Raw genomic sequence first — 26,663 nt, forward strand, 5'->3', positions numbered from 1 at the left:
ATGGCGACGAACGGCTGAAGAGCCCGGTGCGGCACGGACCCGATGTCCAGCCGGCGCCGGGCTTCGGCGTACCGCCATGTCGTTGAAAGGCGTTCCATGAACTGGCTTACCAACTACGTCCGTCCCAAGATCCGCGCGCTCTACGCCCGCAAGGAAGTGCCCGACAACCTCTGGCACAAGTGCCCGAGCTGCGAGTCGATGCTGTTCCACCGCGAGCTGGAAGAGAACCTGCACGTCTGCCAGCATTGCGGCTTCCACATGCGGCTCGACCCGGTCAAGCGGCTGGAGTCGATGTTCGACGACGGCGCCTATGAGGGTGTCGAGCTGCCGAAGTCGGTCGCCGACCCGCTGAAGTTCCGCGATCAGAAGCGCTACACCGACCGTCTGAAGGAGGCCCAGACCAAGACCGGCCGCACCGACGCCATCGTGGTGGGCGAGGGCCGCATCGGCGGCCATGCCGCCGTGGTCGCCGCCTTCGACTTCGGCTTCATGGGCGGGTCGATGGGCATCGCCGTCGGCGAAGGGCTGCTGACCGCCGCCCGTCTGGCGGTGGCGAAGAACGCGCCGCTGATCGTCGTGCCCGCTTCGGGCGGGGCGCGCATGCAGGAAGGCATCCTGTCGCTGATGCAGATGCCGCGCACCACCATTGCGGTGGAGATGGTCAAGGAAGCCGGCCTGCCCTACATCGTCGTGCTGACCGATCCGACCACCGGCGGCGTCACCGCCAGCTTCGCCATGCTGGGCGACATCCACATCGCCGAGAAGGGTGCGCAGATCGGCTTCGCCGGCGCCCGCGTGATCGAGAGCACGATCCGCGAGACCCTGCCGGAAGGCTTCCAGCGTTCCGAGTACCTGATGGAGCACGGCATGGTCGACATGGTCGTCCACCGCCGCGACCTGCGTCCGACGCTGGTCCGCACCATCGGCCTGCTGATGACGCCGCGCCTCGACGCGGTGGCGGAGGACATCGACCTGTCCGCCGCCCAGGCGGCCGACGGCGAGCCGGCCCAGCTCCCCGCGCAGCCGACGGCGGCCCAACCGGTCGCGACGCAGCCTGCCGCCGCCCAGCCGGCGGCTCCCGTCCAGGCCGGCGACGACTGACCGGCACCCCCTGCCCATCCGACCAGAGACGATCATGACCGACGCCGCCCTTCCGCTCGCCAACCCGCCTGCCGGGCCGGCTGCGACCCGTTCCGACCCGGTGCTGGACCGGCTGAAGGGGCTTCATCCCAAGGTCATCGACCTGTCTCTGGACCGGGTGCACCGTCTGCTGGCGGCGCTGGACCATCCGGAGCGCAAGCTGCCGCCGGTGGTCCATGTCGCCGGCACCAACGGCAAGGGATCGACCGTCGCCTTCCTGCGCGCGATGCTGGAGGCGGCCGGCCACCGCGTCCATGTCTACACCTCGCCGCACCTCGTCCGCTTCCACGAGCGCATCCGCCTGGCCGGCCGGCTGATCGACGACGACCATCTGGCCGCCCTGCTGGAGGAATGCGAGGTTGCCAACGCCGGCAATCCGATCACCTTCTTCGAGGTGACGACGGTCGCCGCCTTCCTCGCCTTCTCCCGGGTGCCGGCCGACGTGGTCCTGCTGGAAACCGGGCTGGGCGGGCGGTTGGACGCCACCAACGTGGTGGACAAGCCGGCGGTGACGGCGGTCACCCGCATCTCCTACGACCACCGCCAGTTCCTGGGCGAATCGCTGCTGGAGATCGGCAGCGAGAAGGCTGGCATCTTCAAGCCCCACGTCCCGGTGGTGCTGGCCCCGCAGCCGGAAGCCGACGCGCTGAGGGTGCTGAAGCTGCGCGCCAACGCCATCGCCGCACCGATCCAGAGCTGGTCGGTGGAGGAGCGTCCGGACGGCTTCCGCTTCGAGAGCGCGAAGCGCAAGCTCGACCTGCCGATGCCGGGGCTGGCCGGCGTCCACCAGATCACCAACGCCGGCGTCGCCATCGCCTGCCTCGACCATCTGCCGCTGGCGGTGGACGACGACGCGGTGCGCCGGGGCCTCGCCACCGTCGAATGGCCGGGGCGCCTGCAGCGCCTGACCCGCGGCCCGCTGGCCGCGAGCCTGCCGCCGGGCTGGGAACTGTGGCTGGACGGCGGCCACAACGATTCCGCCGGCGAGGTTCTGGCCCGTCAGGCGGTCGACTGGTCGCGCGGCCAGCAGTCCAACGAAGGATCGGACGGCGGCCCGGCCCTGCCGCTTCTGCTGATCTACGGCATGCTGTCCAGCAAGGACCCGTTCGAGTTCCTGGGCCCGCTGGCTCCCTTCACCCATGCCCTGCGCGCGGTGGCGATCCCGGGCGAGGAGGCCAGCTTCACCGCCGAGGAATCCTGCGAGACCGCCAAGCTCTGCGGCATTCGCGACCACGGCGCCGCGGACAGTGTGGGCGCCGCCCTAGCCGATCTGGTGGCGGGCCGTAGTGGTCCGGCGCGTGTGCTGATCTGCGGTTCGCTCTACCTCGCCGGTTCGGTGCTGGCGGAGAACGGCTGATCATCCCCACGTCTGGGATTGCTTCTCGCAGAGTGTACGCGATCTGGTAAAGTGGCCCGATCTTTATGCACCTCCGAAGCGATCCCGGACCAGTGATGGCTATTCCTGATTTCCAGACTCTGATGCTGCCTGTGCTGAAAACCGCTGTCGATGGCGGCGAGGTCCGCATCGGCGATGTGGTGGACCGGCTTGCCGATACGTTCAGCTTGACCGACGAGGAGCGAGCCCACCTTTTGCCCTCGGGACGGCAAACGACCTTTGCGAACCGGGTCCATTGGGCGAAGAGCTATCTCAGCAAGGCCGGGTTGGTGGAGTTGACGCGGCGGGCGCATTTCCGCATCACCCCAGCGGGACGCGACGTGCTGAGGGCACCGCCTGAGCGGATTACCATTCGTTTTCTTGAGCAATTTCCTAGCTTCAAGGGCTTCCGCGACGGTGAAACCGAGATAGCTGACGCTTCGGGTGTTGCCGAGGTGGTGCTGCCGGTCACTGAGAGTCCTCTGACCCCCGATGAGGTGATGCGACAGGCATACCTGCGTATTGAAGCGTCTTTGGCAGAAGAAATCCTCCAAAGGGTTCGCTCAGGAACGCCAGCATTCTTTGAGAAGACTGTCGTCCGCCTCTTGGTCACTATGGGCTATGGGGGGTCTGTGACGGATCTCGACAAGGCACTGGTCGGCAAGTCCGGTGATGACGGGGTCGATGGCGTCATCGACCAGGATCCGCTGGGGCTGGATCGCGTTTATGTCCAAGCCAAAAGGTACGCTGACGGCAACACCGTCGGAGCGGGAGCGATTCGCGACTTCTTTGGAAGCCTGAACCTGTTCAAGGCAACCAAGGGATTGTTCGTCACCACCTCCGCCTTTACTGCGTCGGCCCGGGAGACGGCAGACCGGCTTGGCACCCGCATCGTGCTGATCGACGGCATCCAACTCGCCAAGTTGATGATCCGCCACGGGGTTGGGTGCAGGATCGAGGAGACCATGCATATCAAGAGGGTGGACGAAGATTTCTTCGAGTAGCAATGGGACCGGAACCACCGGGAGGCTATAGGCTTCGTCTACAAGGTTCCTCGACGAGTTGCCTTCAAATTCATATTTTGCAGGCAACCAGGGAGAGGGGCAATGCCGGGCTTCCTGGAGGGCCATGGGCGATCGGCAAAACCTGCCGCCGGCCTGACGCCCAAACACAAAAAAGCGGGCCAGATGCCTTCCCGGCAACGCCCGCGGACGATCCATCGAGTTGTCTCACCCTTCCGGGAAAGAAGGGTAAAATGGTGGAGCCGAGGAGGATCGAACTCCCGACCTACGCATTGCGAACGCGTCGCTCTCCCAGCTGAGCTACGGCCCCACACTCACACCGTGGCGTCTTCGTCGCCCCGGCGTGGCGCGGATATTGTCCATCACGGGGGGTGCTGTCAAGCGCTTGATTCAGAAAAAATGAAGTGGGCGCGGGAGGGCGTAGGACGGCCGATCCGCCGCAGGCCGCTCGGCCGATCTGCGGGCCGCCGTACTGGACAGGTCTCCGCGCTTATGCTTAGGGTGCCCGGAAAAGGCTGGCGCCCGCAGCGCAACGCTCTGCGCGCGGCCGTCGCAAAAACCGCACTGGAGCTGGCCCGGCATGATCGCGCTGTATTTGCTCATCAACACCATCCTGGACCTGTTCTTCTGGGTCCTGATCCTGTCGGCGATCCTCAGCTGGCTGGTGGCTTTCAACGTGGTGAACACGCGCAACCGCGCGGTCTATCTGATCGGCGATTTCCTGTACCGCATCACCGAGCCGGTGCTGCGCCCGATCCGCCGCGTCCTGCCCAACATGGGTGGGCTGGACCTGTCGCCGATCGTCGTGCTACTGGCGATCTCCTTCATCCAGAACCTGATGGCGCAATACTGGCCGCGCTTCTGACCGTGGCGTCCTCCTCCCCCATCGAGGCGGTCGCCGACGGCCTGCGCATCGCCCTCCGGGTGACACCCAAGGCGTCGCGCAACGCGGTGACCGGGACGGCCGACACCGCCGGCGGGGGGAGGGTCCTGAAACTGGCGGTCACGGCGGTGCCGGAAAACGGCAAAGCCAACGAGGCCGTCATAAAACTGTTGTCGAAGGCATGGAAACTGCCCAAGACCAGCCTGACGGTGGTGGCCGGCGCCACCGACCGGAACAAGATTCTGCATGTGGCGGGCGACCCGGCGGCATTGCTGGCCCGGCTGTCGCCCCTGATCGACGATGTGGGTAGCGAGGGTGGAGAGTAGCATGGCGGACGCGAAGATCATCGACGGCAAGGCCTTTGCGGCCGGCCTGCGTGCGCGGGTGGCGGATGGTGTGGCGGCGCTGAAGGCCAGCCATGGCGTCACCCCCGGTCTGGCCGTCGTGCTGGTGGGCGAGGATCCAGCCAGCCAGGTCTATGTCCGCTCCAAGGAGCGGGCGCTGGTCGAACTCGGCATGAACAGCTTCGACCATCACGAGCCGGCCGACATGGCCGAATCCGACCTGCTGGCCCTGATCGACCGGCTGAACGCCAATCCGGCGGTGCACGGCATCCTGGTTCAGCTGCCGCTGCCCAAGCACATCGACAGCCAGAAGGTGCTTGCCCGCATCGTCCCGGAAAAGGACGCCGACGGCTTTCACGTCGTCAATGCCGGCCTGCTCGCCACCGGCCAGCCGGGCGCCATCGTGCCCTGCACCCCGCTGGGCAGCCTGCTGCTGATCCGCGACACGCTGGGCCGCGACCTGAAGGGCAAGCGCGCGCTGGTGCTCGGCCGTTCCAACATTGTCGGCAAGCCGATGGCCCAGCTTCTGCTGCAGGCGGACTGCACGGTGACGATGGCCCATTCCCGCACCGTGGATCTGCCGGCGGAATGCCGCCGCGCCGACATCCTGGTGGCGGCGGTCGGCCGGCCGGAGATGGTGCGCGGCGACTGGATCAAGCCCGGCGCCACGGTGATCGATGTCGGTATCAACCGCGTCGCGGCGGCGGAGCCGGGCAAGACCCGGCTGGTCGGCGACGTCGCCTTCGACGAGGCGGTGAGGGTCGCCGGCGCCATCACGCCCGTCCCCGGCGGCGTCGGCCCGATGACCATTGCCTGCCTGATGCTGAACACGCTGGCCGCCGCCTGCCGCGCTGCCGGCGCGCCGGTACCGGAAGAGGCGAGCCTGGGGGCTGCGCGTTGATCACCGTCCACGCCCGTGCCGAAGACGGGCGGGTGGTGCGCCAGCCGCTGGAACACGGCGAGGATCTGCCGGGCGGCGCGGTCTGGATCGACCTCTTGCGTCCGACCGAAGCGGAGCGCGCCCATGTCGGCGCGTTGACCGGCTGCGATCTGCCGACGCGCGAGGAGATGAAGGAGATCGAGGCCTCCAGCCAGCTCTATGTCGAGGGGGAGGGGATCTACATGACCTCTCCCATCATCTCGCGCGCCACCTCGCCCCATCCGGAGCAGGGCGAGCTGACCTTCGTGCTGACCCCGCGCCATCTCATCACGCTGCGCTACACCGAACCCCTGCCGGTCATCACCTTCGCCGCCCGCTGCGTCCGCCAGCCGGAACTGCTGGCGACGGGGGAGAGCGCGCTGTTCGGTCTGCTGGACGCGGTGATCGACCGGGTCGCCGACGTGCTGGAGCTGGTCGGCGGCCGCATCGACGAACTGTCGGCCCGTGTGTTCGACGATTCGCTGGACGGCGGCGGCTTCGGCAAGGCGGCCAAGAAGCCGGACGAACTGCAGGACGTGCTGCGCGGCATCGGCCGGGCCGGCGACCTGACCCACAAGGTGCGCGACAGCCTGGCCGGGCTCGACCGGCTGGTGGTGTTCATGACCTCGGTCAGCGGCGGCCGGCTGAACAAGGAACAGAAGACAGCGCTGAAGACGATGACGCGCGACTTGCGCTCCCTGACCGAACATGCCGGCTTCCTGGCGCACGAGGCGAATTTCCTGCTCGACGCCACGCTGGGCCTGATCAACATCGAACAGAACGCCATCATCAAGATCTTCTCGGTCGTCTCGGTGGCGCTGATGCCGCCGACGCTGATCGCGTCCGCCTATGGCATGAACTTCAAGCACATGCCGGAACTGGACTGGGACTTCGGCTATCCCATGGCCATCCTGCTGATGGTGCTGTCGGCGGTGGTCCCGCTTTGGTACTTCCGCCGGCGCGGCTGGCTTTAATAACGGAAATTCCGATGACGACCATCCTGCCCGACGCCGCCCTCGACGCGCTTCTGGCGCAGGATGTTCCCTACGGCGACCTGACCACCGATGCTCTGGGCATCGCCGCCCGTCCGGCGCGGATGAGCTTCGCCGCCCGCGGCGCCATGGTGCTTGCAGGGACCGAGGAGGCGGCGCGGCTGGTGGAGAAGGCCGGTGGTCGCATCCGGCGCGTCGAGCCCAGCGGCACCGCCGTCGAGGCCGGCGCGGTCTTCCTTGAGGCGGACGGGCCGGCCGGGTCGCTGCATCGGGCCTGGAAAGTGGCGCAGACCCTGGTGGAATATGCCTCCGGCATCGCCACCCGCGCCCGGCGTATCGTCGATGCCGCTCCCGGCGTCACCGTTGCCTGCACCCGCAAGAATTTTCCCGGTGCCAAGGACCTCAGCGTCAAGGCGGTGCAGGCGGGCGGGGCGGTGATGCACCGGCTGGGCCTGTCGGAAACGCTGCTGGTCTTCCCCGAACACCGTGCCTTTCTGAGCGAACCGGTGGAGACGTGGATCGCGGCGCTGCGCCGCAAGGCCCCGGAAAAGAAGATCGTGGTCGAGGTCGGATCTGTCGAGGAGGCGGTGGCCTTCGCGACGGCCGGCGCCGACGTGATCCAGTTGGAAAAGCTGCCGCCCGACGCCGCCCGCGCGGTGATCGGGGCGACAAGGCACCTGACCCCGCCGCCGGTGGTCGCCCCGGCTGGCGGCGTGACCGAGGCGAACGCCGCCGCCTATGCCGCTGCCGGCTGCCGCCTGCTGATCACCTCGGCACCCTTCTTCGGGCAGCCTGCCGATGTGAAGGTGGTGCTGGGGCCGGCGTAAGGCCGAAGCCCGCGACGGCGCGTCGCAGCCCTTCACAATCTTGATTTTGCGAATGAAGGCGGTTCCGCAATACCTATGCGTGCGCCACAGTGGCGGCGCGGACGGGATGGCGGACTGGCCGCCATCCCCGCCGCTTACGAGGAGTGAAGAGGATGTCGCAAATCCTCAAGCTCCTGATCCTCGTTCTGGAGATCGTCAAGCGGTTGCTTGACCTCTACCGGTAAGGATCGGGCCGGCGGGCAGGGGATAGGCGCCCCTGTCCGCCAAGCCTGATATTGCCTCATCTCATCCGATAGTCAACCGCCGGTATAGAAACCCTCAGGCCGCCAGCCCGCCGCCCAGTTCGATGCGGACCTCCACCACGCCGGGTTCGTCCAGGTTCTCCTTGCGGACGAATCCCAGGGCGCGGCACATGTTCAGCATGTTGGTGTTCTCGCGCAGAACCTCGCCATAGACCTCCTTGATGCCGCGCGAGCGGGCGTAATCCAGGATCTTGTTCATCAGGATATAGCCCAGCCCCTGGCCCTTCATGTCGGACCGCACCATCACCGCATATTCGGCGCGGCGGTTGTCGGGATCGGCGGTGATGCGCACCACGCCATACATGATGGTGTCGCCGGTCTGCGGGTCGGGACCGACGGCGATCAGCCCCATCTCGCGGTCGTAGTCGATCTGGGTCAGCCGCGCCGCCGCCTGGTGCGACAGCCGCTTCAGCGGGGCGAAGAAGCGCAGGCGCAGGTCTTCCGCCGTCTGGTTCTCCACCAGATGGTGCACCAGCGGCTCATCCTCCGGCAGGATCGGGCGGACGAAGAACTGGCGGCCGTCCTTGATGGTGATGCGGTCTTCCAGTGACTTGGGATAGGGCCGGATCGCCAGCCGTGCCGCTCCCGCCAGCGCCGGCACGCCGACCTTGATGCGGGCGTCCAGCGCCAGCACGCCGTCGGCGTCGGCCAGCAGCGGGTTGATGTCCATCTCCGCGATCTCGGGGAAATCGACCACCAGCTGGCTGACCTTGTTCAGGGTCAGCGCCACCGCGTCCAGATCGACCGCCGCGCGCGAGCGGTAGCCCTGCAACTGCCGGTGGATGCGGGTGCGGCTCATCTGCTCGGCCGCCAGCTTCATGTTCAGCGGCGGCAGGGCCAGCGCGTAATCCTCCACCACTTCCACGCCGATGCCGCCCTCGCCGAACAGCAGGACCGGGCCGAACATCTCGTTCTCGGTCATGCCGACGATCAGTTCATAGGCGTCGGGGCGGACGGCCATCTCCTGCACGGTGAAGCCCTCGATCCGCGCGTCGGGCGCCAGTTCGGCGACGCGACCCAGCATCGCCTCGGCCTCCGCCTTCACGTCCTCCGGGCCGGTCAGGCCCAGCGCGACGCCGCCGACGTCGGACTTGTGGGTGATGTCGTGCGACAGGATCTTCAGCGCGATCGGGCCGCCGATGACGCGGGCGGCGTTGGCCGCCTCCTCCGGCGTTTCGGCGACGCGGGTGTCGACCACCGGGATGCCGTAGGCGGCCAGCACGCGCTTGGCCTCATACTCGCTCAACCACTCGCGCTTCTCGGCCATGGCGCGGGAGACCACCTTCTTCACGGTGATCTCGTCGGGCTGGAAATCCTCCGCCACCGACGGCGGGGTTTCCATCAGAAGCTGCTGGCTGCGGCGGTAGCGCACCAGATGCATGAAGGCGCGCACCGCGTCGGACGGACCGTTGTAGGTCGGGATGCGGCTGTCGGCGAACAGCTTGCGCGCTTCCATCGCCGACTGGTCGCCGATCCAGCTGGTCAGCACCGGGTGGCGGCGCGCCTTGTTGGCCTGCACGGTTTCCGCCACCGCCTGGGCGATGGCTTCGCTGTCGGTCAGGGCGGACGGGCAGTGCAGGACCAGCACCGCGTCGTTGCCGGTGTCCTGCATCAGCGCGTTCAGCGCCTCGGCATAGCGTTTGGGCGTGGCGTCGGCGCCGATGCGCAGCGGGTTGCGGAAGGGCGCGCCCGTCGGCGGCTGTCCCAGCGCCTTGGTCAGAGCCTCCTGCGTCTCCGGCGCCAGGGCGGCCAGCTGGCCCCCGGCCTGGATCAGCTTGTCGGTGGCCATGACGCCCATGCCGCCGCCGTTGGTCAGGATCGCCAGCCGGTCGCCGGTGATCGGCACCCCGGTGCCCAGTGTCCCGGCGGCGTCGAACAGCTCGGCCAGATCGTTCACCCGCAGCACGCCGGCCCGGCGGAACACAGCGTCATAGACAGCGTCCGACACCGCCAGCGCCCCGGTGTGCGACGCCGCGGCCTCCTGCGCCTCGTCGGAGCGGCCGGCCTTGATGACGATCACCGGCTTCTGGCGCGAGGCGGAGCGGGCGGCCGACATGAATTTGCGGGCATGCGTGATGCTCTCGATATAGAGCAGGATGGCGCGCACCGTGACGTCGGAGGCCAGATAGTCCAGCAGGTCGCCGAAATCGACGTCGCCGCGGTCGCCCAGCGACACCAGATGCGAGAATCCGATGCCGCGCGACGTCGCCCAGTCGGCGACCGAGGTCAGCACCATGGAGCTTTGCGCCACCAGCGCCACGTCGCCCTTGCGCGGGGCCACCGGCGCGAAGCTGGCGTTCATGCCGCGGCCCGGCACCATGGCGCCCAGGCTGTTCGGCCCCAGCACCCGCATCAGATAGGGCTTCGCCGCGTCCAGCATCGCCTGTGTCTGCTCGGCCGACATGCCGTTGGTCATGACGATGGCGGCCTTGGTCCCGCGCTTGCCCAGCGCGTCGATGGTCGCCGCCACCGTGGCCGGCGCGGTGCAGATGACGCCCAGGTCCGGCGTGATCGGCAGGCTGTCCACCGTCTTGTAGGTCAGCACCCCTTCCACCGCCCGCTCCGTCGGGTTGACCGGCATCACCGGCCCGTCGAACCCGGCCTGGAACAGGTTGCGGGCCACCACGGCCCCAACCGTTCCGGGCTTGCGGCTGGCGCCGATCAGGGCGATGGAGGCGGGCTTGAACAGCTTGTCGAGGTTGCGAACGGTCATGACCGGATCCGGTGCTGGGAAAAGGCGCCGGCCCCAGTCTGCCACGGGATGCCGACGGTTTTGATGACGAACAGCGCCGGCCCGGACTTTCATCCCTGCCATTTGCTGCGGCGCAACATTACGGGCTGGTATGACCATTGGGCAAGGGGGCGTTTCGTCGCGCCTATGCAAAACCGCCCACCAAAGCCCGCAAGCGGTCCGATGCGCTCTTGCGGCGGGACGCCGACCGCCGCCAAGCTGTCTCCCGGACCAGTCGTCAACCTGCGCAAAGGAGCCTGTTCATGAAGGTCGGAATCGTCGGGGCCGGATTCGTCGGCAGCACCGCCGCCTTCGCCATGGTGACCACCGGTGCGGCGAGCGAGGTCGTGCTGGTCGACATGAACGAGGCGCTGGCCCAGGCCCAGGCGCAGGACATCGCCCACGCCGTGCCCTTCACCCATGCCGTCACCGTCCGCGCCGGCTCCTATGCCGCGCTGGAGGGGGCGGGGGTGGTCGTGCTGTCGGCCGGTGTCGCCCAGAAACCGGGCGAGACGCGGCTGGAACTGCTGGAGCGCAACGCCAAGGTGTTCGGCGCCATCATCCCGCAGGTGCTGAAGGCCGCCCCCGACGCCGTCCTGCTGGTCGCCAGCAACCCGGTGGACGTGATGACGCAGATCGCCACCCGCATCAGCGGCTTGCCGCGCAGCCGGGTCATCGGCTCCGGCACCGTGCTGGACACCGCGCGATTCCGCGCCCTGCTGGCGGAACAACTGGCGGTGACGCCGCGCTCCGTCCACGCCCATGTGGTCGGCGAGCATGGCGACTCGGAGGTTCTGCTGTGGTCGAGCGCCACCGTCGCCGGCTTGTCCGTCGAGCAGGCGGCCGCCCAACTCCGCCGCAGCCTGACGGCGGAGGACCGCGCCGCCATCGACGAGGGGGTGCGCCGCGCCGCCTACCGCATCATCAACGGCAAGGGCCACACCGCCTTCGGCATCGGCGGCGGGCTGGCCCGGCTGGTCTCGGCCATCGGCGCCGACGAACGGCTGGTGACGACCTGCGCCATGCTGACCGACGATGTCTGCGGCGTCCCGCAGGTGGTGCTGTCGCTGCCGCGCGTCATCGGCGCCGGCGGCGTGATCGACACCGTGCTGCCCAACCTGTCGGCGGAGGAGGAATCGGCACTCCGCCACAGCGCCGAGATCCTGAAGGAGGCGGCGGACGGGGTGGAGCGCCGGATGGGCTGGAGCAGTTGAGGCCAACCCGGGAACGACCATTCGCCGAGCGGCCTTATTCGGCTGCCATCGGCATCAGGATCAGGCGTCCGATCAGGTCGGTTTTGGCTGAGGCGTGCTGGATGTCATAGCCGACCGGTTCGCCATCGGCACCGTAATCGACCATCACGTCCGGTTCGACCTCGACCGTCCGTTTCGACGGCAGCGGACGAACCTCGATATAGAGACTGTCGGTACCGGGGTCATAGCTGGTTTTCATGACGTGTATTGCTCGTCAGGAAACGCATTGTGAACTGTAACGCCGTCCGACAATAGCACGACGCGCAGAAAGCAGCGGAGCGTTTCCGAGTACCCATAAAGACGGATGCGGCCATCGGTCTGGACGACGCGCGCTTCCGGCCGCGCGATGATGCGCTTGATCTCCAAGGGATCGAGATCGGGACGGCGTGGCAATACGTCGAAGGCGAAATACCGGGTTCGCCAGAACGGCGGCGGAGGAAGTCGCTCCGGTTCGGCCATGGCTCTCGTCATTCTCCGGTAAACGCAAATCGGCCGGCGTCAGGTCACCGACGCCGGCCGCTTCATGGGCGATCCGAAATCGCCGCTACCTTCAGACCACCGGACCCGGGGTGCCCTTGTTGGCTTCCAGGGCGCGGGCCAGGCCTTCCTCGATCTTCTTGGCGGCCTCTTCGGCGTTGCCCCAGCCGCGGACCTTCACCCACTTGTTCTTCTCGAGATCCTTGTAGTGCTCGAAGAAGTGGGCGATCTGCTCGATCACGATGGACGGCAGGTCGGTGTAGTCCTTCACGTCGGTGTAGAACGGGTGCAGCTTGTCGACCGGAACGGCCAGCAGCTTCTCGTCCTCGCCGGCCTCGTCCTCCATGTACAGGACGCCGATGGGACGCGAGCGCAGGACCGCGCCCGGGACGACGCCATGCTGGCCGACGACGCAGACGTCCACCGGATCGCCGTCACCCGACAGGGTGTGCGGGATGAAGCCGTAGTTGCAGGGATAGAACATGGCGGTGTGCAGGAAACGGTCGACGAACACCGCGCCCGATTCCTTGTCGACCTCGTACTTCACCGGCTGGCCGCCGATCGGAATCTCGATGACGACGTTGACGTCCCAGGGGGGATTCTTGCCCGCGGCGAGCTTGCTCAGATCCATGTATCGCGTTCCTTCGACTGGCGTATTCAGGGCACGTTCTTGTTTTGGCGCCGATGCCCGGTCCGGCGCCACGCGGGGCGGGAGTTTAGGCGGAACGCACCCTGAGTCCAAGGAACTTGCGCTGGCTCTTGCGCAGGTGCGGCAAAGCGGCAACCCTGACGGCCATGGCCCGCCCGATCGCTCTTCTCCTCACCCTTCTGGCTCTGCTGGCGCCCCATTCGACGCTGGCTGAGTCCCCCCACCACGGCATAGCCATGCACGGCGATCTGGCATTGCCGCCGGATTTCACCGCCTTCGCTTACGTCAACCCGGCGGCGCCGAAGGGCGGCACCATCCGGCAGGCGGTGACCGGCAGCTTCGACAGCCTGCATCCGCACATCGTCAAGGGCGTGCCGGCGCTTGGGATGGGCTATGTCTTCGAAACGCTGCTGACGCGGTCGTGGGACGAGCCCTTCTCGCTCTACGGCCTGCTGGCCGACCGGGTGGAGGTGGCGGACGACCGCTCCGCCGTCACCTTCCACATCAACCCCAAGGCGCGCTGGCAGGACGGGACGCCGCTGACCGCCGGCGACGTGCTGTTCTCGCTGGAGGCCCAGCGGCAGCACGGCACCCCCAACCGACGCCTGTTCTACGCCAAGGTCGCGGCGGCCGAGGCGCCCGACCCGCAGACCGTCCGCTTCGCCTTCGCCGCCAACCCGGACGGCACCGTCGACCGCGAGATGCCGCTGCTGATGGGGCTGATGCCGATCCATTCCAAGGCCTTCTGGTCGACCCGCGACTTCAGCCGCACGACGCTGGAGCCGATCCTGGGCAGCGGTCCCTACCGCATCGCCTCGGTCGATCCCGGCCGCCGCATCGTCTACGAGCGGGTGCCCGACTATTGGGGCCGCGACCTGCCGACCCGCGTCGGCCAGTTCAACGCCGACCGCCTGGAGTTCGACTATTACCGCGACGATTCGGTGGCGCTGGAGGCCTTCAAGGCCGGGCAGGGCGACGTTCGTTACGAAAGCGATCCGGCCAAATGGGCCACCGGCTACGACGGCCCTGCCCTGCGCGACGGCCGCATCGTCCGGGAGGAGTTGCCGAACCACCGCCCCGAACCGGCGCGCGGCCTGATCTTCAACACCCGCCGGCCGATCTTCGCCGATGTCCGGGTGCGCCGGGCGCTGGGGATGGCGGCCGATTTCGATTGGATCGGCCGCAACCTGTTCCACGGCCTGCTGACCCGCACCGCCAGCTACTATCCCAACTCCGAACTCGCCGCCCGCGGCCTGCCGGAGGGCGAGGAGTTGCGGGCGCTGGAACCCTTCCGCGACCGCCTGCCGCCCGACCTCTTCACCAGGCCCTTCACCTTGCCCGACAGCGGGAATGGCCCCGCCGGCCTGCGCGCCAACCGGCGCGAGGCGATGCGGCTGCTGGAGCAGGCCGGCTGGCGGGTGCGCGATGGCCGGCTGAGAGATGCGGCGGGCAATCGTTTCGCCTTCGAAATCCTCCTGTCCGACCCGGCGGAGGAGCGGGTGGCGCTGGAGTTCGCCCGCTCGCTGGAGCCGCTGGGAATCGAGGCGCGCGTCCGCACGGTGGACAGCGCGCAGTTCCAGGCCCGTCTTGATGGTTTCGATTTCGATATGACCATGCGCTGGTGGGCGTCCAGCCTGTCGCCGGGCAATGAGCAGCTCTATTATTACGGATCCGATGCGGCGGGGCAGGAGGGCAGCCGCAACCTTGCCGGCATCCGCGACCCGGTGGTCGATGCGCTCGCCCGCTCCATCGCCGCCGCCACGACGCGGGCCGCCCTGGTCGGCCGGGTGCGGGCGTTGGACCGGGTGCTGCTGTGGGGGCATTACATGGTCCCGCTGTTCCACAGCCCGGTGGACCGCATCGCCCGCTGGTCGACCCTGCATCGTCCCGCCGTCACGCCGCTCTATGGCCCGATGCTGGAAAGCTGGTGGGTGGAATAGCCGGAGGGGCAATGGAAACCGGCGGCGGCTTCGCTTGCGCTCTCCCGCGCCGCACCGCATCATCGCGGCAAAGAGAACGTCGATAACGACGAGACGGGGGAGTTTGCCAACCATGTCGACCGCCAAGCAGCGTTTCACCCTGGCTGCCGCAGCAGCCACCTTCGCGTCCCTGGCGCTGGCCGCCACCTCCCTGACGGCAACGGCCCAGCCGCGCACCGACCTCGTCGTCGGCATGGCGCTGGAGCCGCCGCATCTGGACCCGACCGCCGGCGCGGCCGGCGCCATCAAGGAAGTCACCTACGCCAACCTGTTCGAACCGCTGCTGCGCGTCGATGCCGACGGCAAGCTGATCCCCGGTCTGGCGGAACGCTGGACGGTGTCGGACGACGGGCTGACCTACCGCTTCACCCTGCGCCCGAACGCGAAGTTCCATGACGGCACCGCCGCCGATTCCGCCGACGTGAAGTTCACGCTGGACCGCGCCCGCGCCGCCGACTCCGTCAACGCCCAGAAGGCTTATTTCGCCCCGATCTCCAAGATAGAGACGCCGGATCCGCAGACGGTGGTCGTCACCCTGTCGCGCCCCGACGGCCTGTTCCTGTTCCACATGGCGAGCGGCGACGCCGCCATCGTCGCCCCGGAATCGGCGGCGACCAACAAGCAGAAGCCGGTCGGCACCGGTCCCTTCAGGTTCGACCGCTGGGTCGCCGGCGACCGCGTCGTGCTGGACCGCAACCCCGACTATGACGGCGTGAAGCCGAAGCTCGACCGCGTGACCTTCCGCTTCATCAGCGACCCCGCCGCCCAGGTGGCGGCGCTGAAGGCCGGCGACATCGACGCCTTCACCCTGTTCAGCACCTATGAAGCGCTGCCCGAGTTCCGCAACGACCCGAAATTCACGGTGACGGTCGGCTCGACGGAGGGCGAGACGATCCTGTCGACCAACAACGCCCGCAAGCCTTTCGACGATGTCCGCGTCCGCCGCGCCATGGCTCATGCCATCGACCGCAAAACGCTGATCGACGGCGTGCTCTATGGCAACGGCGTTGCCATCGGCAGCCATTTCCCGCCGCACCGCGAGGGTTATGTCGACCTGACCGGCCTGTACCCCTACGACCCGGCCAAGGCCAAGGCGCTGCTGGCCGAGGCGGGATACCCGAACGGTTTCGACACCACGCTGCGCCTGCCGCCGCCGCCCTATGCGCGGCGCGGCGGGGAACTGGTCGCCGCCATGCTGGCGGAGGTCGGCATCCGCGCGAAGATCGAGCCGGTGGAATGGGCGGCCTGGCTGGAAAAGACGTTCAAGGGCAAGGATTACGACCTGACCATGATCGCCCACACCGAGCCGCTGGACATCGACATCTATGCACGGCCCGACTACTACTTCAATTACAAGAGCGAGCGATTCAACGCCCTGAACGACGAGCTGAACCGCACCCAGGACCCGGCCAAGCGCAACGCGCTCTATGGCGAGGAGCAGAAGGTGCTGGCGGAGGATGCGGTCAACGGCTTCCTCTTCATGCTGCCGTCGGTGACGGTGCAGAAGGCCGGCCTGACCGGAATGTGGGTGAACCGCCCGATCCAGGCCAACGACGTCACCGGCGTCTCCTGGAAATAGCTTCAGCCAAGTAAGGATAGCCCCGGCGTGCTTGCGTTCCTGCTGCGACGGCTGGTCAGCCTGATCGTCACCGTCTGGCTGGCCAGCATCGTGGTCTTTGCGGTGCTGCAGCTGGTTCCGGGCGACCCGGCCCTGCTGATGCTGGGCGTCAACGCGCAGCCCGACACGCTGGCGGCCCTGCGCGGCCAGATGGGGCTCGACCAGCCGATCCTTACCCGCTACCTGCAGTGGGCCGGTGCGCTCGCCCGCGGCGACCTCGGCGTCAGCCTGACCTACGCCCGTCCGGTGGCGGAGCTGGTGGTGGAGCGGCTGGCGGTGACCCTGCCGCTGGCCCTGCTGTCCCTGGTCATCAGCACGGCGCTGGCCTTGCCGCTCGGCCTGCTGGCGGCGGCGCGGCGGGGCAGGGGCGGGGATTGGGCGGTGCTGGGCTTCTCGCAGCTCGGCGTGTCGATGCCCAGCTTCTGGATCGCCATCCTGCTGATCCTGCTGTTCTCGCTGACCCTGCACTGGTTCCCGGCCGGCGGCTTTCCGGGCTGGGGCGGCGGCATCGGCCCGGCCCTGCATGCGCTGCTGCTTCCGGCACTGGCGCTGGCGCTGCCGGAGGCCGCCATCCTCGCCCGCGTTACCCGGACCGCCGTGCTCGACACGCTGGCCGAGGACCACATCCGCACCGCCCGCGCCAAGGGCGTCGGCCGTGCCGCAGTCCTGCTGCGCCATGCCCTGCCCAACGCCCTGATCCCGGTGGCGACGGTGCTTGGGCTGCAGATCTCCTTCCTGGTGGCCGGGGCGGTGGTGGTGGAGAATGTCTTCACCCTGCCGGGGCTGGGCCGGCTGCTCTATCAGGCCATCGGCCAGCGCGACCTGATCGTGGTGCAGGGGGTGGTCGTGCTGCTGGCGCTGTTCGTCGTCGTGGTGAACGCCCTGGTCGACATCGCCTGCGCGCTCGCCGATCCGCGGCCTAAAGGGTTGTCGTCGTGAGGCGGCGTCTCCCCCTCTCCCTTCATCTCGGCGCCGCGCTGACCCTGCTGCTGGTCGCCATGGCGCTGCTGTCGCTGCTGTGGACGCCCTATCCGGCGGAGCAGGTGCGGGTGATCGCCCGGCTGAAGCCGCCCAGCGCCGCCCATTGGCTCGGCACCGACCATTTCGGGCGCGACGTGCTGTCGATGATCATGGTCGGCGCCCGCAACTCGCTGGCCGTCGGCGCGGCGGCGGTCGGGCTGGGGCTGCTGGGCGGGGTGCCGCTGGGGCTGCTCGCCGCCGCGCTCGGCCGCTGGGGCGACGAGGTGGTGGCGCGGCTGGGCGATCTGGTCTTCGCCTTTCCGGCCGTGCTGACGGCGATCCTGCTGACGGCGGTGCTGGGCGCCGGGGCGGTCAACGTCGTGCTGGCGCTGGCGCTGTTCAATGCCGCGGTGCTGGCCCGCGTCACCCGTGGCGCGGCGCTGGCGGTGTGGCGGCGGCCCTTCGTCGGCGCGGCGCTGGCGCTGGGGCGGGGTCCCTTGTCGGCGACGCTGGTGCATGTGCTGCCCAACATCGCCGGCATCGTCGTGGTCCAGGCCACCGTCCTGTTCGCCGTCGCCATCGTCAACGAGGCGGCGCTGAGTTATCTCGGCCTCGGCATCCAGCCGCCCAGCCCAAGCTGGGGCCGGATGCTGGGCGACGCCCAGACCTACCTGTTCACCGCGCCCTTGCAGGCGGTGTTTCCGGGTGTGGCGATTGCGCTGAGCGTCATGGGGCTGACGATGCTGGGGGATGGCTTGCGGGATTGGCTCGACCCGCGGCATCGGTCGTCTGGAGTCATGTGAGGGGGGTGATGCAAGGGCGACCGTTCACCCCACCTGCCGCGTCCGCTCCGACAGTTCGATCAGGTCCATCAGCTCGTTGCTTTTCCAATAGCGCGACTTGCCGACCTCCGTGCGCGCGGTGGCGACGAGGTCGTCGATGATCGCCTGCTCCTCCGCGCTCAGTTCGCCGCCGCGCTCCAGCCGGTGCGACAGCAGGCGGGTCATGTTGTGGCTGAAGGTGGGGATCCAGGCGCTGACGCGCTGGCCGAACACGCCGGCGATGCCGTCGATACGCAGGAGATGCTCCATCCGCTCGTCCAGCGGGTCGGTCTCCTCGAACTTCATCGCCTTCTCGACATTGGCGCGCAGCTCCTCCAGCAGGCTTTCGCGCCACTTCACCAGATCGTAGGTCTCGAACCCGAAATCGCGCGACATCCCCTGCCAGCGCCACAGCAGCCGGTCGAGCCACACGATGTCGGCATGGTCGATGACCGGCTGGCGCCGGGCGGCTGCCGCCTGGGCGGAGCGTTCCATCGCCACCGCGGCGACGCGCGATCCGATGATCTTCGCCGCCTGGGTCCAGGCGTTGCGGAAGGCCGGTTCGCTGCGGCGATCCTCCATCAACCCGGCCGAGGTGGCGGCGTGGACCAGCTGGTCCAGACGCTGCACCAGCGCTTCCAGCCGCGCCTTCTCCTTGGCGCTGGGCCGGATGGCGGAGCCGGGGACCCGGTCGTTCAGCTTCAGGATGACGGTCAGCGCCGCGGTCAGCGCGCGGGTGACGCCGATGAAATGGCCGGTCAGCGCCGCGGTCATGGCGTCGCCGCGGCCGGGATCGACGCCGCTCTGCCGGATATACAGCGCCGCCACCGGATAGTTGCGCTTCACCGTCAGCACCGACAGCGGCAGCAGGTTGGCCAGATCGTCCCCGCAGCGGTCGCGCAACTGGTCCGTCGCATCCAGCAGCCGGTCGGCCAGCCGGTTCGCCTCCACCTCGCCGCCGCAGCTGGCGGGGAACTCCTCCAGCCGGTCGGCGACCGCCTTGCCGGCGCCCTCGGCATGGGTCAGCACCAGATGCATCAGCCGCAGCGTGTTGACGTCGATGGCCGGCGTCTTTTCCAGGAATCCCGACATCAGCCGGGTGCGGCGCGGCCGGTTGCGCGACATGCCGGCCAGCAGCTCGTCCGTCGCCTTCTTGTTCGCCAGCACCGCGTCCAGATGCTTGACCGCGGCGACGCGCATCCGCTCCTTCATCACCATGGCGACGGGGGAGCGCAGGATGCGGTCGATCACCTCGCCGCGCGCCATCTCGTCCAGCGTCTCCTGCGCCTCCACCGCCAGCAGCGGGAAGGCGTCGCGGCTCAGCGCCTCCCACAGGGCGCCGACATCGACTCGCTGCAGCATGCCGGGGATGGCGACGCCGCCGTGATAGAGCACGTCGTCGTCGATCAGGAAGGCTTCGAACAGGTTGGTGAACAGCCGCCGGGCGCGGTTGGTGCGCTGGCGGTTCAGATATTCGATGACATATTGGCGGACGAGCTGGACGCGGTCGGTCGGCTCGCTGTCCATGCCCTCGATCTCGCTCAGCAGGCTGTAGACGAGGCTGGCCGGCAGCCGCGCCACCAGGGCGTCGATCTTGTGCCGCAGCTCGTCCTGGTGCAGCTCTTCCGGGCGTATTTCGTCGGTCATGCGCGGGCCGCCACGCGATATTGAAAGGCGATGGGCGGGCGCACAGGCGCCGCCGCGCGTCATTTAGGACGCAAACGGTAAATTTTTATGTAATGAACCGAAGAGACCACAGGGGGGGCGGCGCGGCCCCGCCGGTTGCGGACGGCCGCGCCGAGGCCCCTGGACGCTCAGCTGTTGCGCAGCTTGGCGATCGGCTGCGAGAACTGCAGCTCGATGTCCCAGGGGAAGTGGATCCAGGTGTCCTGGCTGACTTCGGTGATGAAGGTGTCGACCAGCGGCCGGCCGGCCGGCTTGGCGTAGACGGTGGCGAAATGCGCCTTCGGCAGCATCTTGCGCACGACTTCCGCCGTCTTGCCGGTGTCCACCAGATCGTCGATGATCAGCCAGCCCTCGCCGTCGCCGGCATTGGCGCCCTCGACACCCTTCAGCACCGTCGCGTTGCGCTGCTGCTGGTGGTCATAGCTGGAGACGCAGACGGTGTCGATCATGCGGATCTCAAGCTCGCGCGCGATGATCGCCGCAGGAACCATGCCGCCGCGCGTGATCGCGATGATGCCCTTCCACGGGCCGCGGTCGATCAGGCGCCAGGCCAGCGCCTTGGCATTGCGGTGGAGCTCTTCCCAGGACACCGGGAAATGCTTGTTGAAGGGGGCTTCGGCCACGGTACTGACTCTCCAAAAACAGCAAGCGGACTGTATAACCCAGCCGCCGCCGCCCGGCAATCGGGGGCGATTCGTATACACTGGACCCGCGGTCGCAGGGGTGTCGCCGGGCGGGCAAAAATTCGTGAAAAAAGCGCTTGCGGGGCAGGGGGGCTTTGAGTATGTTGCGCGCCTCGACGCCGACGGCCTGCCGCCCACGCCGGGATGGATGAACGGCGATATGGCCGGACATCGCAGAATACACAGCGCGCCCGTAGCTCAGCTGGATAGAGCATCAGACTACGAATCTGAGGGTCAGGAGTTCGAATCTCTTCGGGCGCGCCATTCTGCTTCGAATACAAGTCCTGAAAATCCGGTGATTTGACAGCAGGCGGCCCTTCGGCCGCTTTTTCTGCTTTCAGGCTTTGCCGTCCTTCCTTTGCCGGCCCTTCCTGTGTCGGATTTGAGCCGCCGGAGTTCGGCCCACTGAAGTTCGGCCCACTGGAGTTCGGCCGTCCGGCCTATGCCCCCGAAATTGCTGTTGCGTCTTCGGTTGCCCTCATACAGTCGCACTCCGATGCGGCTTTATTGCGAGCGGAAGAGAGGGGCATGGCATCCGGTCTCACGCTTTCGGACCAGCAGGTCGAAACGCTGGCGGTGGAAGGATTCCTGTGGAAGATGACCCGCATCCTGACACAGTCGGATCCCAAGGCCGGCCCGGTTCTCGACACTGCCGAGGGACGGCAGACCCTGCGCCAGCAATATGAGCGGGCGCGGGGATACGGGCTGGAGACGGAGCGCGACCTCGGCCGCTATATCGTCACCGCCTGGACGATGGGGATCGACTTCGATCGCCGCTTTCCGGCCATGACCCAAATCCTGAAGGATCCGGCGCTGACGCCGACCGAAAAGGCCGATGCCGTCGAGCGCACCGCCCTGACCCTCTTCGCCCTGCTGGCGGAAGGCCGGAAGGACGGCGCGGCATGAGCTGGGGCGATGCGCTGGCCGAGGCCTACGCGGCGGCCTCCGACGCCGCACGGCAAGCCGCGGTGCGGGCCGCCTCCTCCGCGCAGGCCGCCGCGTCGGCGGCAGCCGATATGGCTTCGGCGGCGGCCGACATGGCCAAATCGGCGGCGAGTGCCGCGGGCGACGCGGTGGTCGAGACCGCCAAGGCCAGCGGCCGCGTTGCCGGCTTCGGCATGCGCGCCGCCGCCGAGACCGGGAAGGCGGCGGTCCAGGGCACCGCTTATCTCGCCGACAAGGCGATGGAGTCGCATCCGGTGGTCGGCCGCCTCTACAAGGCGGCGAAGGAGCAGCTGTCCCCGGCCCGCACGCCGCGCCGGCGGGTGGTCGAAGCCTGCCCGAACTCGGTCGAGGCCAAGATCGACCGGCTGAACCAGCGCCAGTCCCTGATCGACAAGGGGCGCGGCCCCGGCAGCACCCCGGCGCAGAAGGCGGCGGCCGAACGGCTGGCCCGCGACAACCGGGCGGTCGAACTGGCCCGCTTGTCGGGCGACACCTACGACCAGTACGGAAAGCCGCCCAAGAACGATCCGCCACTCGGCTGGACGGCGATAAGCGACTCGGAACTGGGCGAGGCCGGCATCGATCCGGCGCTGCTGCGCGACGCCAAGGCCACGATCTACCGCACGCCTGCCGATTGGCCGGGCGGACAGCAGACGGTCCTGGCCTTCCGCGGCACGGTGCCGAGCGAGATGGAAGACCTGCAGACGAACATGGATCAGGCGCTGGGGGGCGAGACGATCCAGTACAAGGCCGCCGCCCAACTCGGCGCCAACGTCGCCAACAAGCTCGGTCCCGACGTCATGGTCACCGGCCATTCGCTCGGCGGCGGCAAGGCGCAGGCGGCGGGCGTGTCCGGCGGCCTGACCGGCATGATGTTCAACGCCGCCGGCCTCAATCCCAATACGGTGGGCGGCGACACCGGCGATCCTTCGGACTTCCTGCAGTTCCGGACACCCGGCGATCCCCTGACCGGCATCCAGAACTCGGCCGCCCTGCAATCGGGGGTCGGGCTGCTGGCCGGCGGTCTGGGGTCCGGGATCGGCATGCCGGTGGCCGCCGGCAACTTCGTCGCCGACAAGCTGGGCTTTCCTTTTCTTTCCCCCGACACGCGCCAGCTGGTGGAAGGCGGAACCACCGCTTTCCCCCGCGCGTTGAAGAATCTCGTCAGTCAGGGCAACCTGCTGCCGCCGGCCATCGGGCCGGTCGTCACCGTCCCGGCGCTCGACGATGCCGGCAACCCGGTGCCGATGACCAGCCCGGGCGGGCAGCATTCCATCCTCAGCGCCATCAACGGCATCGAGCGCGAGAAGAGCGAGGACGTCGCCACCCTGCAGGATATGCCGGGGCAAGAGGCATCGGGGCAGGGGGCGTCCGGATGAGGCTCCGGCTGGTCTTCCGTGTGATGTTGGCGGTCGTCCTCGCCGCCGGATGTGCAATGAGTCAGGAGAGCAACGCCATGGGCGCCACCGCCCGCAGACTGGACACCAGCCGCTATTTCGACGATCCGAAGCTGGCGGCCCTGGCCGACGACGTGCAGGAAGGCCGCGTATCCAGGGTGGTCGAGGCTCTGCGCGGCGGTGTCGACCCCAACGGCGTCGGCCGCGACGGCTTCCGCCCGATCTTCTTCATCTTTCCCGCTCCGACCAACGAGACGGCCAAGGCGCTGCTGGCCGCCGGTGCCGACGCCAATGTGAAGACGGCGGCAGGCGAGCCGCCGCTGATCTATGCGGTGCGCCTGGAGGATCCCGCCTTCACCCGCGTCCTGCTGGCCGGGCGGGCCGATCCCAATGCCCGTGGGAGCAACGACAAGCCGGTGATCCACGAGGCCGTACGTTCCGACCAGCCGGAGCATCTGCGGCTGTTGGCCCGCGCCGGCGTCGATCTCAATGTCGTATGGGGCAACGCGACGCCGCTCCTGGCGGCGGTGGAGAGCATGAGCTGGGCGAGCGCTACGGCGCTGCTCGACCTGGGGGCCGACACCGGCTGGCGCAGCCCCGGCGGCCGCACCCAGTTCACCGCCGGCGAGTCCTTCTGCAACTTCTTCACCAGACCGCGCCCCTTGCGCATTCCGCCGGCCCATCGCGAGGCGGTGCGCGGCCTGTTCGCCGCCTTCGCGCGGCGCGGTGTGGTGCTGGATTGCGCCGGCATGGCCGACCGGCTGTAGGGGAAATCGGCCGGGCGACGCGCCGGAATTTTTTCGAAGAAAAGCGCTTGCGCCCGGTGAAGCTTTTGAGTAGGTTGCGCGCCTCAACGCCGACGGCCCACCGCCGGTGCCGACAGTGAAGACGACACAGCGCGCCCGTAGCTCAGCTGGATAGAGCATCAGACTACGAATCTGAGGGTCAGGAGTTCGAATCTCTTCGGGCGCGCCATCTTCCCTGGAAAGACATGATCGACACGCAAGGCCGCCTCCGGGCGGCCTTTGTCGTTTGACGGGTCGCTTCACGACTTCGTCGCGCTGGCGCAAGCCCCAGTGGCTCCTCTACACTTGTGGCCCGGACCACTGGATGCATGGCCATGCCCCGCAGCGACTTTTATCCGCCCATCGACCCGTTCCAGACCGGCACGCTCGCCGTCGACGGGATCCACACGGTCTATTGGGAGCAGGCGGGCAACCCGCGCGGCGTGCCGGTGATGTTCCTGCATGGCGGGCCGGGGGCCGGCGCCTCGCCCACCCACCGCCGCTTCTTCGACCCCGCCCATTACCGCATCGTCGTGATGGACCAGCGCGGCGCCGGCCGCTCCACGCCGCTGGGTGAAACGCGGGAGAACACCACGGAGAGGCTGGTCGAGGACATCGAGACGCTGCGCCGGCATCTGGGCATCGAGCGCTGGCACCTGTTCGGCGGCTCCTGGGGCTCGACGCTGGCGCTGGCCTATGCCCAGACCCATCCCGACCGCTGCCTGGGCCTGATCCTGCGCGGCATCTTCCTGATGCGGAAGGCGGAGATCGACTGGTTCCTCTATTCCATGCGCATCCTCTTTCCCGAGGCCTGGGCCGCCTTCGCCGGCCATATCCCGGAGGACGAGCGCGACGATCTGCTGGAGGCCTACTGGAAGCGGCTCGATTCGGCCGACCCGATGGTGCGCATGGCCGCGGCCCGGGTGTGGAGCGTCTATGAGGGCAGTTGCTCCTCCCTGCTGCCGTCGCCCGACCTGATCGCGGCCAGCGGCGAGGACCGTCACGCCCTGGGGCTGGCGCGGATCGAGGCACATTACTTCCGCTCCAACCGCTTCACACCGGAGGACAAGCTGCTGCGCGACGTGTCGCGCATCCGCCATCTGCCGGGGGTGATCGTCCAGGGCCGCTACGACATCGTCTGCCCGGTGATCTCCGCCGACGCGCTGCACCGCGCCTGGCCGGAGGCCGACTACCGCATCGTCCCCGACGCCGGCCACTCCGCCATGGAACCCGGCATCCGCGCCGCGCTGATCCAGGCGACGGAGCGGTTCAAGGAGTATCGGTGACGGGAGTTTCGGGGAGACGCTGGATCGGAGGACAAGATTGACACGGATGTCACAGATTTAGGCACGGATTACACGGATTTTTCTTGAGCGTGGCGGTGCGCCGGCCAGACCCGACAGCAGCCGCTTCGGAACGCCACATCCGTGAAATCCGTGCTGTAATCCGTGACATCCGTGTTCATCTTGCCCGCAACTCCCGAACCTCCCGTCCCGCCGACCGCCTCGCGCCCTTGCACCCGCCTTCCTCCCACCCCACACTCTGCCGATGCCTGAACTTCCCGAAGTCGAGACGGTGTGCCGGGGCCTCGCCCCGCATCTCGAAGGCCGGCGGCTGGTCCGTGTGGAGCAGCGGCGGCCCAACCTGCGCACTCCCTTTCCACCGCGCTTCTGCGAGCGGCTGACCGGCCGGCGCGTCGAGTCGGTGCGGCGGCGGGCCAAATACATCCTGATGCATCTGGATGACGGCGGCGTGCTGATCGCCCATCTCGGCATGTCCGGCCGCATGATCATCGCGCCCGAACGGCCGGACGCCTTCGACAAGCACGACCATGTGGTGTTCGAGACCGACGCCGGCACCGTCGTCACCTTCAACGACGCCCGCCGCTTCGGGTTGATGGACCTGACGGTGGCCGACGCGCTGGGCGACCACCCGATGCTGCGCAACCTGGGACCGGAGCCGCTGGGCAACGAGTTTTCCGGCCCAGATCTGGCCCGCCGGCTGGCCGGCAAGATCACCCCGATCAAGGCGGCCCTGCTCGACCAGAGCATCGTCGCCGGCCTCGGCAACATCTATGTGTCGGAGGCGCTGTACCAGTCCGGTATCCTGCCGACCCGGACATCCGCCAGCCTGATCTCGGAGGAGGTCGACCGCCTCGCCACGGCGGTGCGCGAGGTGTTGGAGCGCGCGATCGCCGCCGGCGGCTCCTCCTTGCGCGACTACCGGCAAGCGTCGGGGGAGCTGGGATATTTCCAGCACCAGTTCGCCGTCTACGACCGGGAGGGGGAGGGCTGCCCCGATTGCGACTGCGACCGTGCCCGAACGGGGGGCGTTCAGCGGATTGTACAGTCCGGCCGCTCGACTTTCTTTTGTGCGGCGCGCCAACGGTGATATAGCTGGGGCATGACGGCTCTACCGGCCATGCTCCGGGCGGCGTCCGCCGCTTTCCTCCTTGCCGGCCCCGCGGTCGCGGGCCTGGGGAGCTTCCTCGTTCCCATTCCTCCGGCCCTTGCGGCCCAACCGGCTGTCGCCGAGTCCGGGCCGTTCGTCCCCGGCACCGCCGACGTTCCGGTGATGCCGGGGCTGGCGACCGCCGAATCGGAACCGCTGGTCTTCGACAAGCCGGGCGGGCGGATCGTCCAGGCCGTGCTGTCGGGCGAAGTGCCGCGTCAGGCGGTGCTGGCCTTCTACGACCAGACGCTGCCGCAGCTGGGCTGGCGCCGAACCGCCGACCGCGTTTTCGTCCGCGAGGGCGAGGAACTGCGGCTGGAATTCCCCAAACCGGCAGGCGGGCAAGTCGCGACCGCCGTCCGCTTCACTTTGACGCCGCGCTGATCGCGGGGGCACCCGCCATACTCGCGCCGGTTCAGGATCG

At 68.2% G+C, this 26,663-nt stretch carries 25 protein-coding genes and 3 tRNA genes; 21 read left to right on the forward strand and 7 right to left on the reverse strand.

Annotated features, from left to right (window positions below):
* The first annotated feature begins 96 nt into the window (after positions 1–96).
* From accD to B9N97_RS13565, 3 genes are all read left to right on the forward strand, one after another.
* Positions 97–1,101, forward strand: coding sequence for an acetyl-CoA carboxylase, carboxyltransferase subunit beta (gene accD, locus B9N97_RS13555; RefSeq protein ID WP_085087237.1), 1,005 nt, complete (start codon positions 97–99; stop codon positions 1,099–1,101).
* A 34-nt stretch (positions 1,102–1,135) separates the two neighbouring features.
* Entirely contained in the window at positions 1,136–2,497 is a 1,362-nt protein-coding gene (locus B9N97_RS13560) for a bifunctional folylpolyglutamate synthase/dihydrofolate synthase (protein ID WP_085087239.1), read from the forward strand.
* 95 nt (positions 2,498–2,592) lie between these two features.
* Complete coding sequence (locus B9N97_RS13565) at positions 2,593–3,519, forward strand: restriction endonuclease (RefSeq protein ID WP_085087241.1); 927 nt, start codon at positions 2,593–2,595, stop codon at positions 3,517–3,519.
* Between the two features lie 252 nt (positions 3,520–3,771).
* Here B9N97_RS13565 and B9N97_RS13570 read toward each other — a convergent pair.
* Positions 3,772–3,847, reverse strand: a tRNA-Ala gene (locus B9N97_RS13570).
* A gap of 270 nt (positions 3,848–4,117) precedes the next feature.
* Between B9N97_RS13570 and B9N97_RS13575 the strand changes: the two genes are divergently transcribed.
* From B9N97_RS13575 to modD, 5 genes are read left to right on the forward strand one after another with little or no spacing between them, the layout of a single operon-like run.
* A complete protein-coding gene (locus B9N97_RS13575) occupies positions 4,118–4,402 on the forward strand; it encodes a YggT family protein (protein WP_085087243.1) in 285 nt (94 codons plus the stop codon).
* Positions 4,403–4,404: 2 nt separating this feature from the next.
* Complete coding sequence (locus tag B9N97_RS13580) at positions 4,405–4,746, forward strand: DUF167 domain-containing protein (RefSeq protein ID WP_167393303.1); 342 nt, start codon at positions 4,405–4,407, stop codon at positions 4,744–4,746.
* A 1-nt stretch (position 4,747) separates the two neighbouring features.
* The gene (folD, locus tag B9N97_RS13585; protein WP_085087245.1) at positions 4,748–5,665 is read left to right on the forward strand and encodes a bifunctional methylenetetrahydrofolate dehydrogenase/methenyltetrahydrofolate cyclohydrolase FolD; all 918 of its coding nucleotides are present in this window, start codon (positions 4,748–4,750) and stop codon (positions 5,663–5,665) included.
* Positions 5,662–6,657 (forward strand): magnesium transporter CorA family protein, encoded by a 996-nt coding sequence (locus B9N97_RS13590; protein ID WP_085087247.1) that lies wholly within the window; start codon positions 5,662–5,664, stop codon positions 6,655–6,657. Before folD ends, B9N97_RS13590 begins: the two co-directional genes overlap by 4 nt.
* Before the next feature lie 14 nt (positions 6,658–6,671).
* Entirely contained in the window at positions 6,672–7,502 is an 831-nt protein-coding gene (gene modD, locus B9N97_RS13595; protein ID WP_085087249.1) for a ModD protein, read from the forward strand.
* 318 nt (positions 7,503–7,820) lie between these two features.
* On the opposite strand, the gene B9N97_RS13600 is transcribed toward modD, so the two are convergent.
* Positions 7,821–10,517, reverse strand: coding sequence for a bifunctional acetate--CoA ligase family protein/GNAT family N-acetyltransferase (locus B9N97_RS13600; RefSeq protein WP_085087252.1), 2,697 nt, complete (start codon positions 10,515–10,517; stop codon positions 7,821–7,823).
* A gap of 281 nt (positions 10,518–10,798) precedes the next feature.
* Between B9N97_RS13600 and B9N97_RS13605 the strand changes: the two genes are divergently transcribed.
* The gene (locus tag B9N97_RS13605; RefSeq protein WP_085087255.1) at positions 10,799–11,749 is read left to right on the forward strand and encodes an L-lactate dehydrogenase; all 951 of its coding nucleotides are present in this window, start codon (positions 10,799–10,801) and stop codon (positions 11,747–11,749) included.
* A gap of 34 nt (positions 11,750–11,783) precedes the next feature.
* Here B9N97_RS13605 and B9N97_RS13610 read toward each other — a convergent pair whose 3' ends face one another.
* From B9N97_RS13610 to ppa, 3 genes are all read right to left on the reverse strand, one after another.
* Positions 11,784–11,987 (reverse strand): DUF2283 domain-containing protein, encoded by a 204-nt coding sequence (locus tag B9N97_RS13610; RefSeq protein ID WP_085087258.1) that lies wholly within the window; start codon positions 11,985–11,987, stop codon positions 11,784–11,786.
* Entirely contained in the window at positions 11,984–12,247 is a 264-nt protein-coding gene (locus tag B9N97_RS13615) for a hypothetical protein (RefSeq protein ID WP_085087261.1), read from the reverse strand. The genes B9N97_RS13610 and B9N97_RS13615 overlap by 4 nt, the downstream gene beginning before the upstream one ends.
* Before the next feature lie 91 nt (positions 12,248–12,338).
* The gene (gene ppa / locus B9N97_RS13620; protein WP_085087263.1) at positions 12,339–12,896 is read right to left on the reverse strand and encodes an inorganic diphosphatase; all 558 of its coding nucleotides are present in this window, start codon (positions 12,894–12,896) and stop codon (positions 12,339–12,341) included.
* A gap of 164 nt (positions 12,897–13,060) precedes the next feature.
* Here ppa and B9N97_RS13625 point away from each other — a divergent pair, with 164 nt between their 5' ends.
* From B9N97_RS13625 to B9N97_RS13640, 4 genes are all read left to right on the forward strand, one after another.
* Positions 13,061–14,854 carry an extracellular solute-binding protein gene (locus B9N97_RS13625; protein ID WP_085087266.1) on the forward strand — a complete coding sequence of 598 codons (1,794 nt, stop codon included), beginning with the start codon at positions 13,061–13,063 and terminating at the stop codon, positions 14,852–14,854.
* 112 nt (positions 14,855–14,966) lie between these two features.
* Complete coding sequence (locus tag B9N97_RS13630) at positions 14,967–16,472, forward strand: ABC transporter substrate-binding protein (RefSeq protein ID WP_085087268.1); 1,506 nt, start codon at positions 14,967–14,969, stop codon at positions 16,470–16,472.
* 27 nt (positions 16,473–16,499) lie between these two features.
* Positions 16,500–17,450: an ABC transporter permease gene (locus B9N97_RS13635; protein ID WP_085087271.1), complete on the forward strand. Its 951-nt coding sequence runs from the start codon at positions 16,500–16,502 to the stop codon at positions 17,448–17,450.
* Positions 17,447–18,274, forward strand: a complete 828-nt coding sequence (locus B9N97_RS13640) for an ABC transporter permease (protein ID WP_085087274.1) — start codon at positions 17,447–17,449, stop codon at positions 18,272–18,274. Before B9N97_RS13635 ends, B9N97_RS13640 begins: the two co-directional genes overlap by 4 nt.
* A gap of 24 nt (positions 18,275–18,298) precedes the next feature.
* Here B9N97_RS13640 and B9N97_RS13645 read toward each other — a convergent pair whose 3' ends face one another.
* Entirely contained in the window at positions 18,299–19,939 is a 1,641-nt protein-coding gene (locus B9N97_RS13645) for a hypothetical protein (RefSeq protein WP_085087277.1), read from the reverse strand.
* Between the two features lie 167 nt (positions 19,940–20,106).
* Positions 20,107–20,601, reverse strand: a complete 495-nt coding sequence (gene gpt / locus B9N97_RS13650; protein ID WP_063636029.1) for a xanthine phosphoribosyltransferase — start codon at positions 20,599–20,601, stop codon at positions 20,107–20,109.
* Between the two features lie 247 nt (positions 20,602–20,848).
* Between gpt and B9N97_RS13655 the strand changes: the two genes are divergently transcribed.
* The 8 genes from B9N97_RS13655 to B9N97_RS13690 all read left to right on the forward strand — a co-directional run bounded on the left by B9N97_RS13655 (position 20,849) and on the right by B9N97_RS13690 (position 26,623).
* Positions 20,849–20,925, forward strand: a tRNA-Arg gene (locus B9N97_RS13655).
* 264 nt (positions 20,926–21,189) lie between these two features.
* A complete protein-coding gene (locus tag B9N97_RS13660) occupies positions 21,190–21,567 on the forward strand; it encodes a hypothetical protein (RefSeq protein ID WP_085087280.1) in 378 nt (125 codons plus the stop codon).
* Complete coding sequence (locus B9N97_RS13665; RefSeq protein ID WP_085087283.1) at positions 21,564–22,985, forward strand: hypothetical protein; 1,422 nt, start codon at positions 21,564–21,566, stop codon at positions 22,983–22,985. The genes B9N97_RS13660 and B9N97_RS13665 overlap by 4 nt, the downstream gene beginning before the upstream one ends.
* A gap of 56 nt (positions 22,986–23,041) precedes the next feature.
* Positions 23,042–23,770 carry an ankyrin repeat domain-containing protein gene (locus B9N97_RS13670; RefSeq protein WP_167393304.1) on the forward strand — a complete coding sequence of 243 codons (729 nt, stop codon included), beginning with the start codon at positions 23,042–23,044 and terminating at the stop codon, positions 23,768–23,770.
* Between the two features lie 131 nt (positions 23,771–23,901).
* Positions 23,902–23,978 (forward strand) — tRNA-Arg (locus B9N97_RS13675).
* Positions 23,979–24,123: 145 nt separating this feature from the next.
* A complete protein-coding gene (pip, locus tag B9N97_RS13680; RefSeq protein WP_085090567.1) occupies positions 24,124–25,074 on the forward strand; it encodes a prolyl aminopeptidase in 951 nt (316 codons plus the stop codon).
* A 262-nt stretch (positions 25,075–25,336) separates the two neighbouring features.
* Positions 25,337–26,179, forward strand: a complete 843-nt coding sequence (mutM, locus tag B9N97_RS13685; RefSeq protein WP_085087289.1) for a bifunctional DNA-formamidopyrimidine glycosylase/DNA-(apurinic or apyrimidinic site) lyase — start codon at positions 25,337–25,339, stop codon at positions 26,177–26,179.
* A 12-nt stretch (positions 26,180–26,191) separates the two neighbouring features.
* A complete protein-coding gene (locus tag B9N97_RS13690) occupies positions 26,192–26,623 on the forward strand; it encodes a hypothetical protein (protein ID WP_085087293.1) in 432 nt (143 codons plus the stop codon).
* The last annotated feature ends 40 nt before the right edge of the window (positions 26,624–26,663 follow it).

The sequence above is a fragment of the Azospirillum oryzae genome (genome assembly GCF_900177515.1).
Classification (GTDB): domain Bacteria; phylum Pseudomonadota; class Alphaproteobacteria; order Azospirillales; family Azospirillaceae; genus Azospirillum; species Azospirillum oryzae_A.

What these genes read in the sequence shown, in the direction of transcription:
- accD (WP_085087237.1), top strand. Translation starts at nt 97, where the DNA reads ATGAACTGGCTTACCAACTACGTCCGTCCCAAGATCCGCGCGCTCTAC.
- B9N97_RS13560 (WP_085087239.1), top strand. Translation starts at nt 1,136, where the DNA reads ATGACCGACGCCGCCCTTCCGCTCGCCAACCCGCCTGCCGGGCCGGCT.
- B9N97_RS13565 (WP_085087241.1), top strand. Translation starts at nt 2,593, where the DNA reads ATGGCTATTCCTGATTTCCAGACTCTGATGCTGCCTGTGCTGAAAACC.
- B9N97_RS13575 (WP_085087243.1), top strand. Translation starts at nt 4,118, where the DNA reads ATGATCGCGCTGTATTTGCTCATCAACACCATCCTGGACCTGTTCTTC.
- folD (WP_085087245.1), top strand. Translation starts at nt 4,748, where the DNA reads ATGGCGGACGCGAAGATCATCGACGGCAAGGCCTTTGCGGCCGGCCTG.
- modD (WP_085087249.1), top strand. Translation starts at nt 6,672, where the DNA reads ATGACGACCATCCTGCCCGACGCCGCCCTCGACGCGCTTCTGGCGCAG.
- B9N97_RS13600 (WP_085087252.1), bottom strand. Translation starts at nt 10,517, where the DNA reads ATGACCGTTCGCAACCTCGACAAGCTGTTCAAGCCCGCCTCCATCGCC.
- B9N97_RS13605 (WP_085087255.1), top strand. Translation starts at nt 10,799, where the DNA reads ATGAAGGTCGGAATCGTCGGGGCCGGATTCGTCGGCAGCACCGCCGCC.
- B9N97_RS13610 (WP_085087258.1), bottom strand. Translation starts at nt 11,987, where the DNA reads ATGAAAACCAGCTATGACCCCGGTACCGACAGTCTCTATATCGAGGTT.
- B9N97_RS13615 (WP_085087261.1), bottom strand. Translation starts at nt 12,247, where the DNA reads ATGGCCGAACCGGAGCGACTTCCTCCGCCGCCGTTCTGGCGAACCCGG.
- ppa (WP_085087263.1), bottom strand. Translation starts at nt 12,896, where the DNA reads ATGGATCTGAGCAAGCTCGCCGCGGGCAAGAATCCCCCCTGGGACGTC.
- B9N97_RS13625 (WP_085087266.1), top strand. Translation starts at nt 13,061, where the DNA reads ATGGCCCGCCCGATCGCTCTTCTCCTCACCCTTCTGGCTCTGCTGGCG.
- B9N97_RS13630 (WP_085087268.1), top strand. Translation starts at nt 14,967, where the DNA reads ATGTCGACCGCCAAGCAGCGTTTCACCCTGGCTGCCGCAGCAGCCACC.
- B9N97_RS13645 (WP_085087277.1), bottom strand. Translation starts at nt 19,939, where the DNA reads ATGACCGACGAAATACGCCCGGAAGAGCTGCACCAGGACGAGCTGCGG.
- B9N97_RS13660 (WP_085087280.1), top strand. Translation starts at nt 21,190, where the DNA reads ATGGCATCCGGTCTCACGCTTTCGGACCAGCAGGTCGAAACGCTGGCG.
- B9N97_RS13665 (WP_085087283.1), top strand. Translation starts at nt 21,564, where the DNA reads ATGAGCTGGGGCGATGCGCTGGCCGAGGCCTACGCGGCGGCCTCCGAC.
- B9N97_RS13670 (WP_167393304.1), top strand. Translation starts at nt 23,042, where the DNA reads ATGAGTCAGGAGAGCAACGCCATGGGCGCCACCGCCCGCAGACTGGAC.
- pip (WP_085090567.1), top strand. Translation starts at nt 24,124, where the DNA reads ATGCCCCGCAGCGACTTTTATCCGCCCATCGACCCGTTCCAGACCGGC.
- mutM (WP_085087289.1), top strand. Translation starts at nt 25,337, where the DNA reads ATGCCTGAACTTCCCGAAGTCGAGACGGTGTGCCGGGGCCTCGCCCCG.
- B9N97_RS13690 (WP_085087293.1), top strand. Translation starts at nt 26,192, where the DNA reads ATGACGGCTCTACCGGCCATGCTCCGGGCGGCGTCCGCCGCTTTCCTC.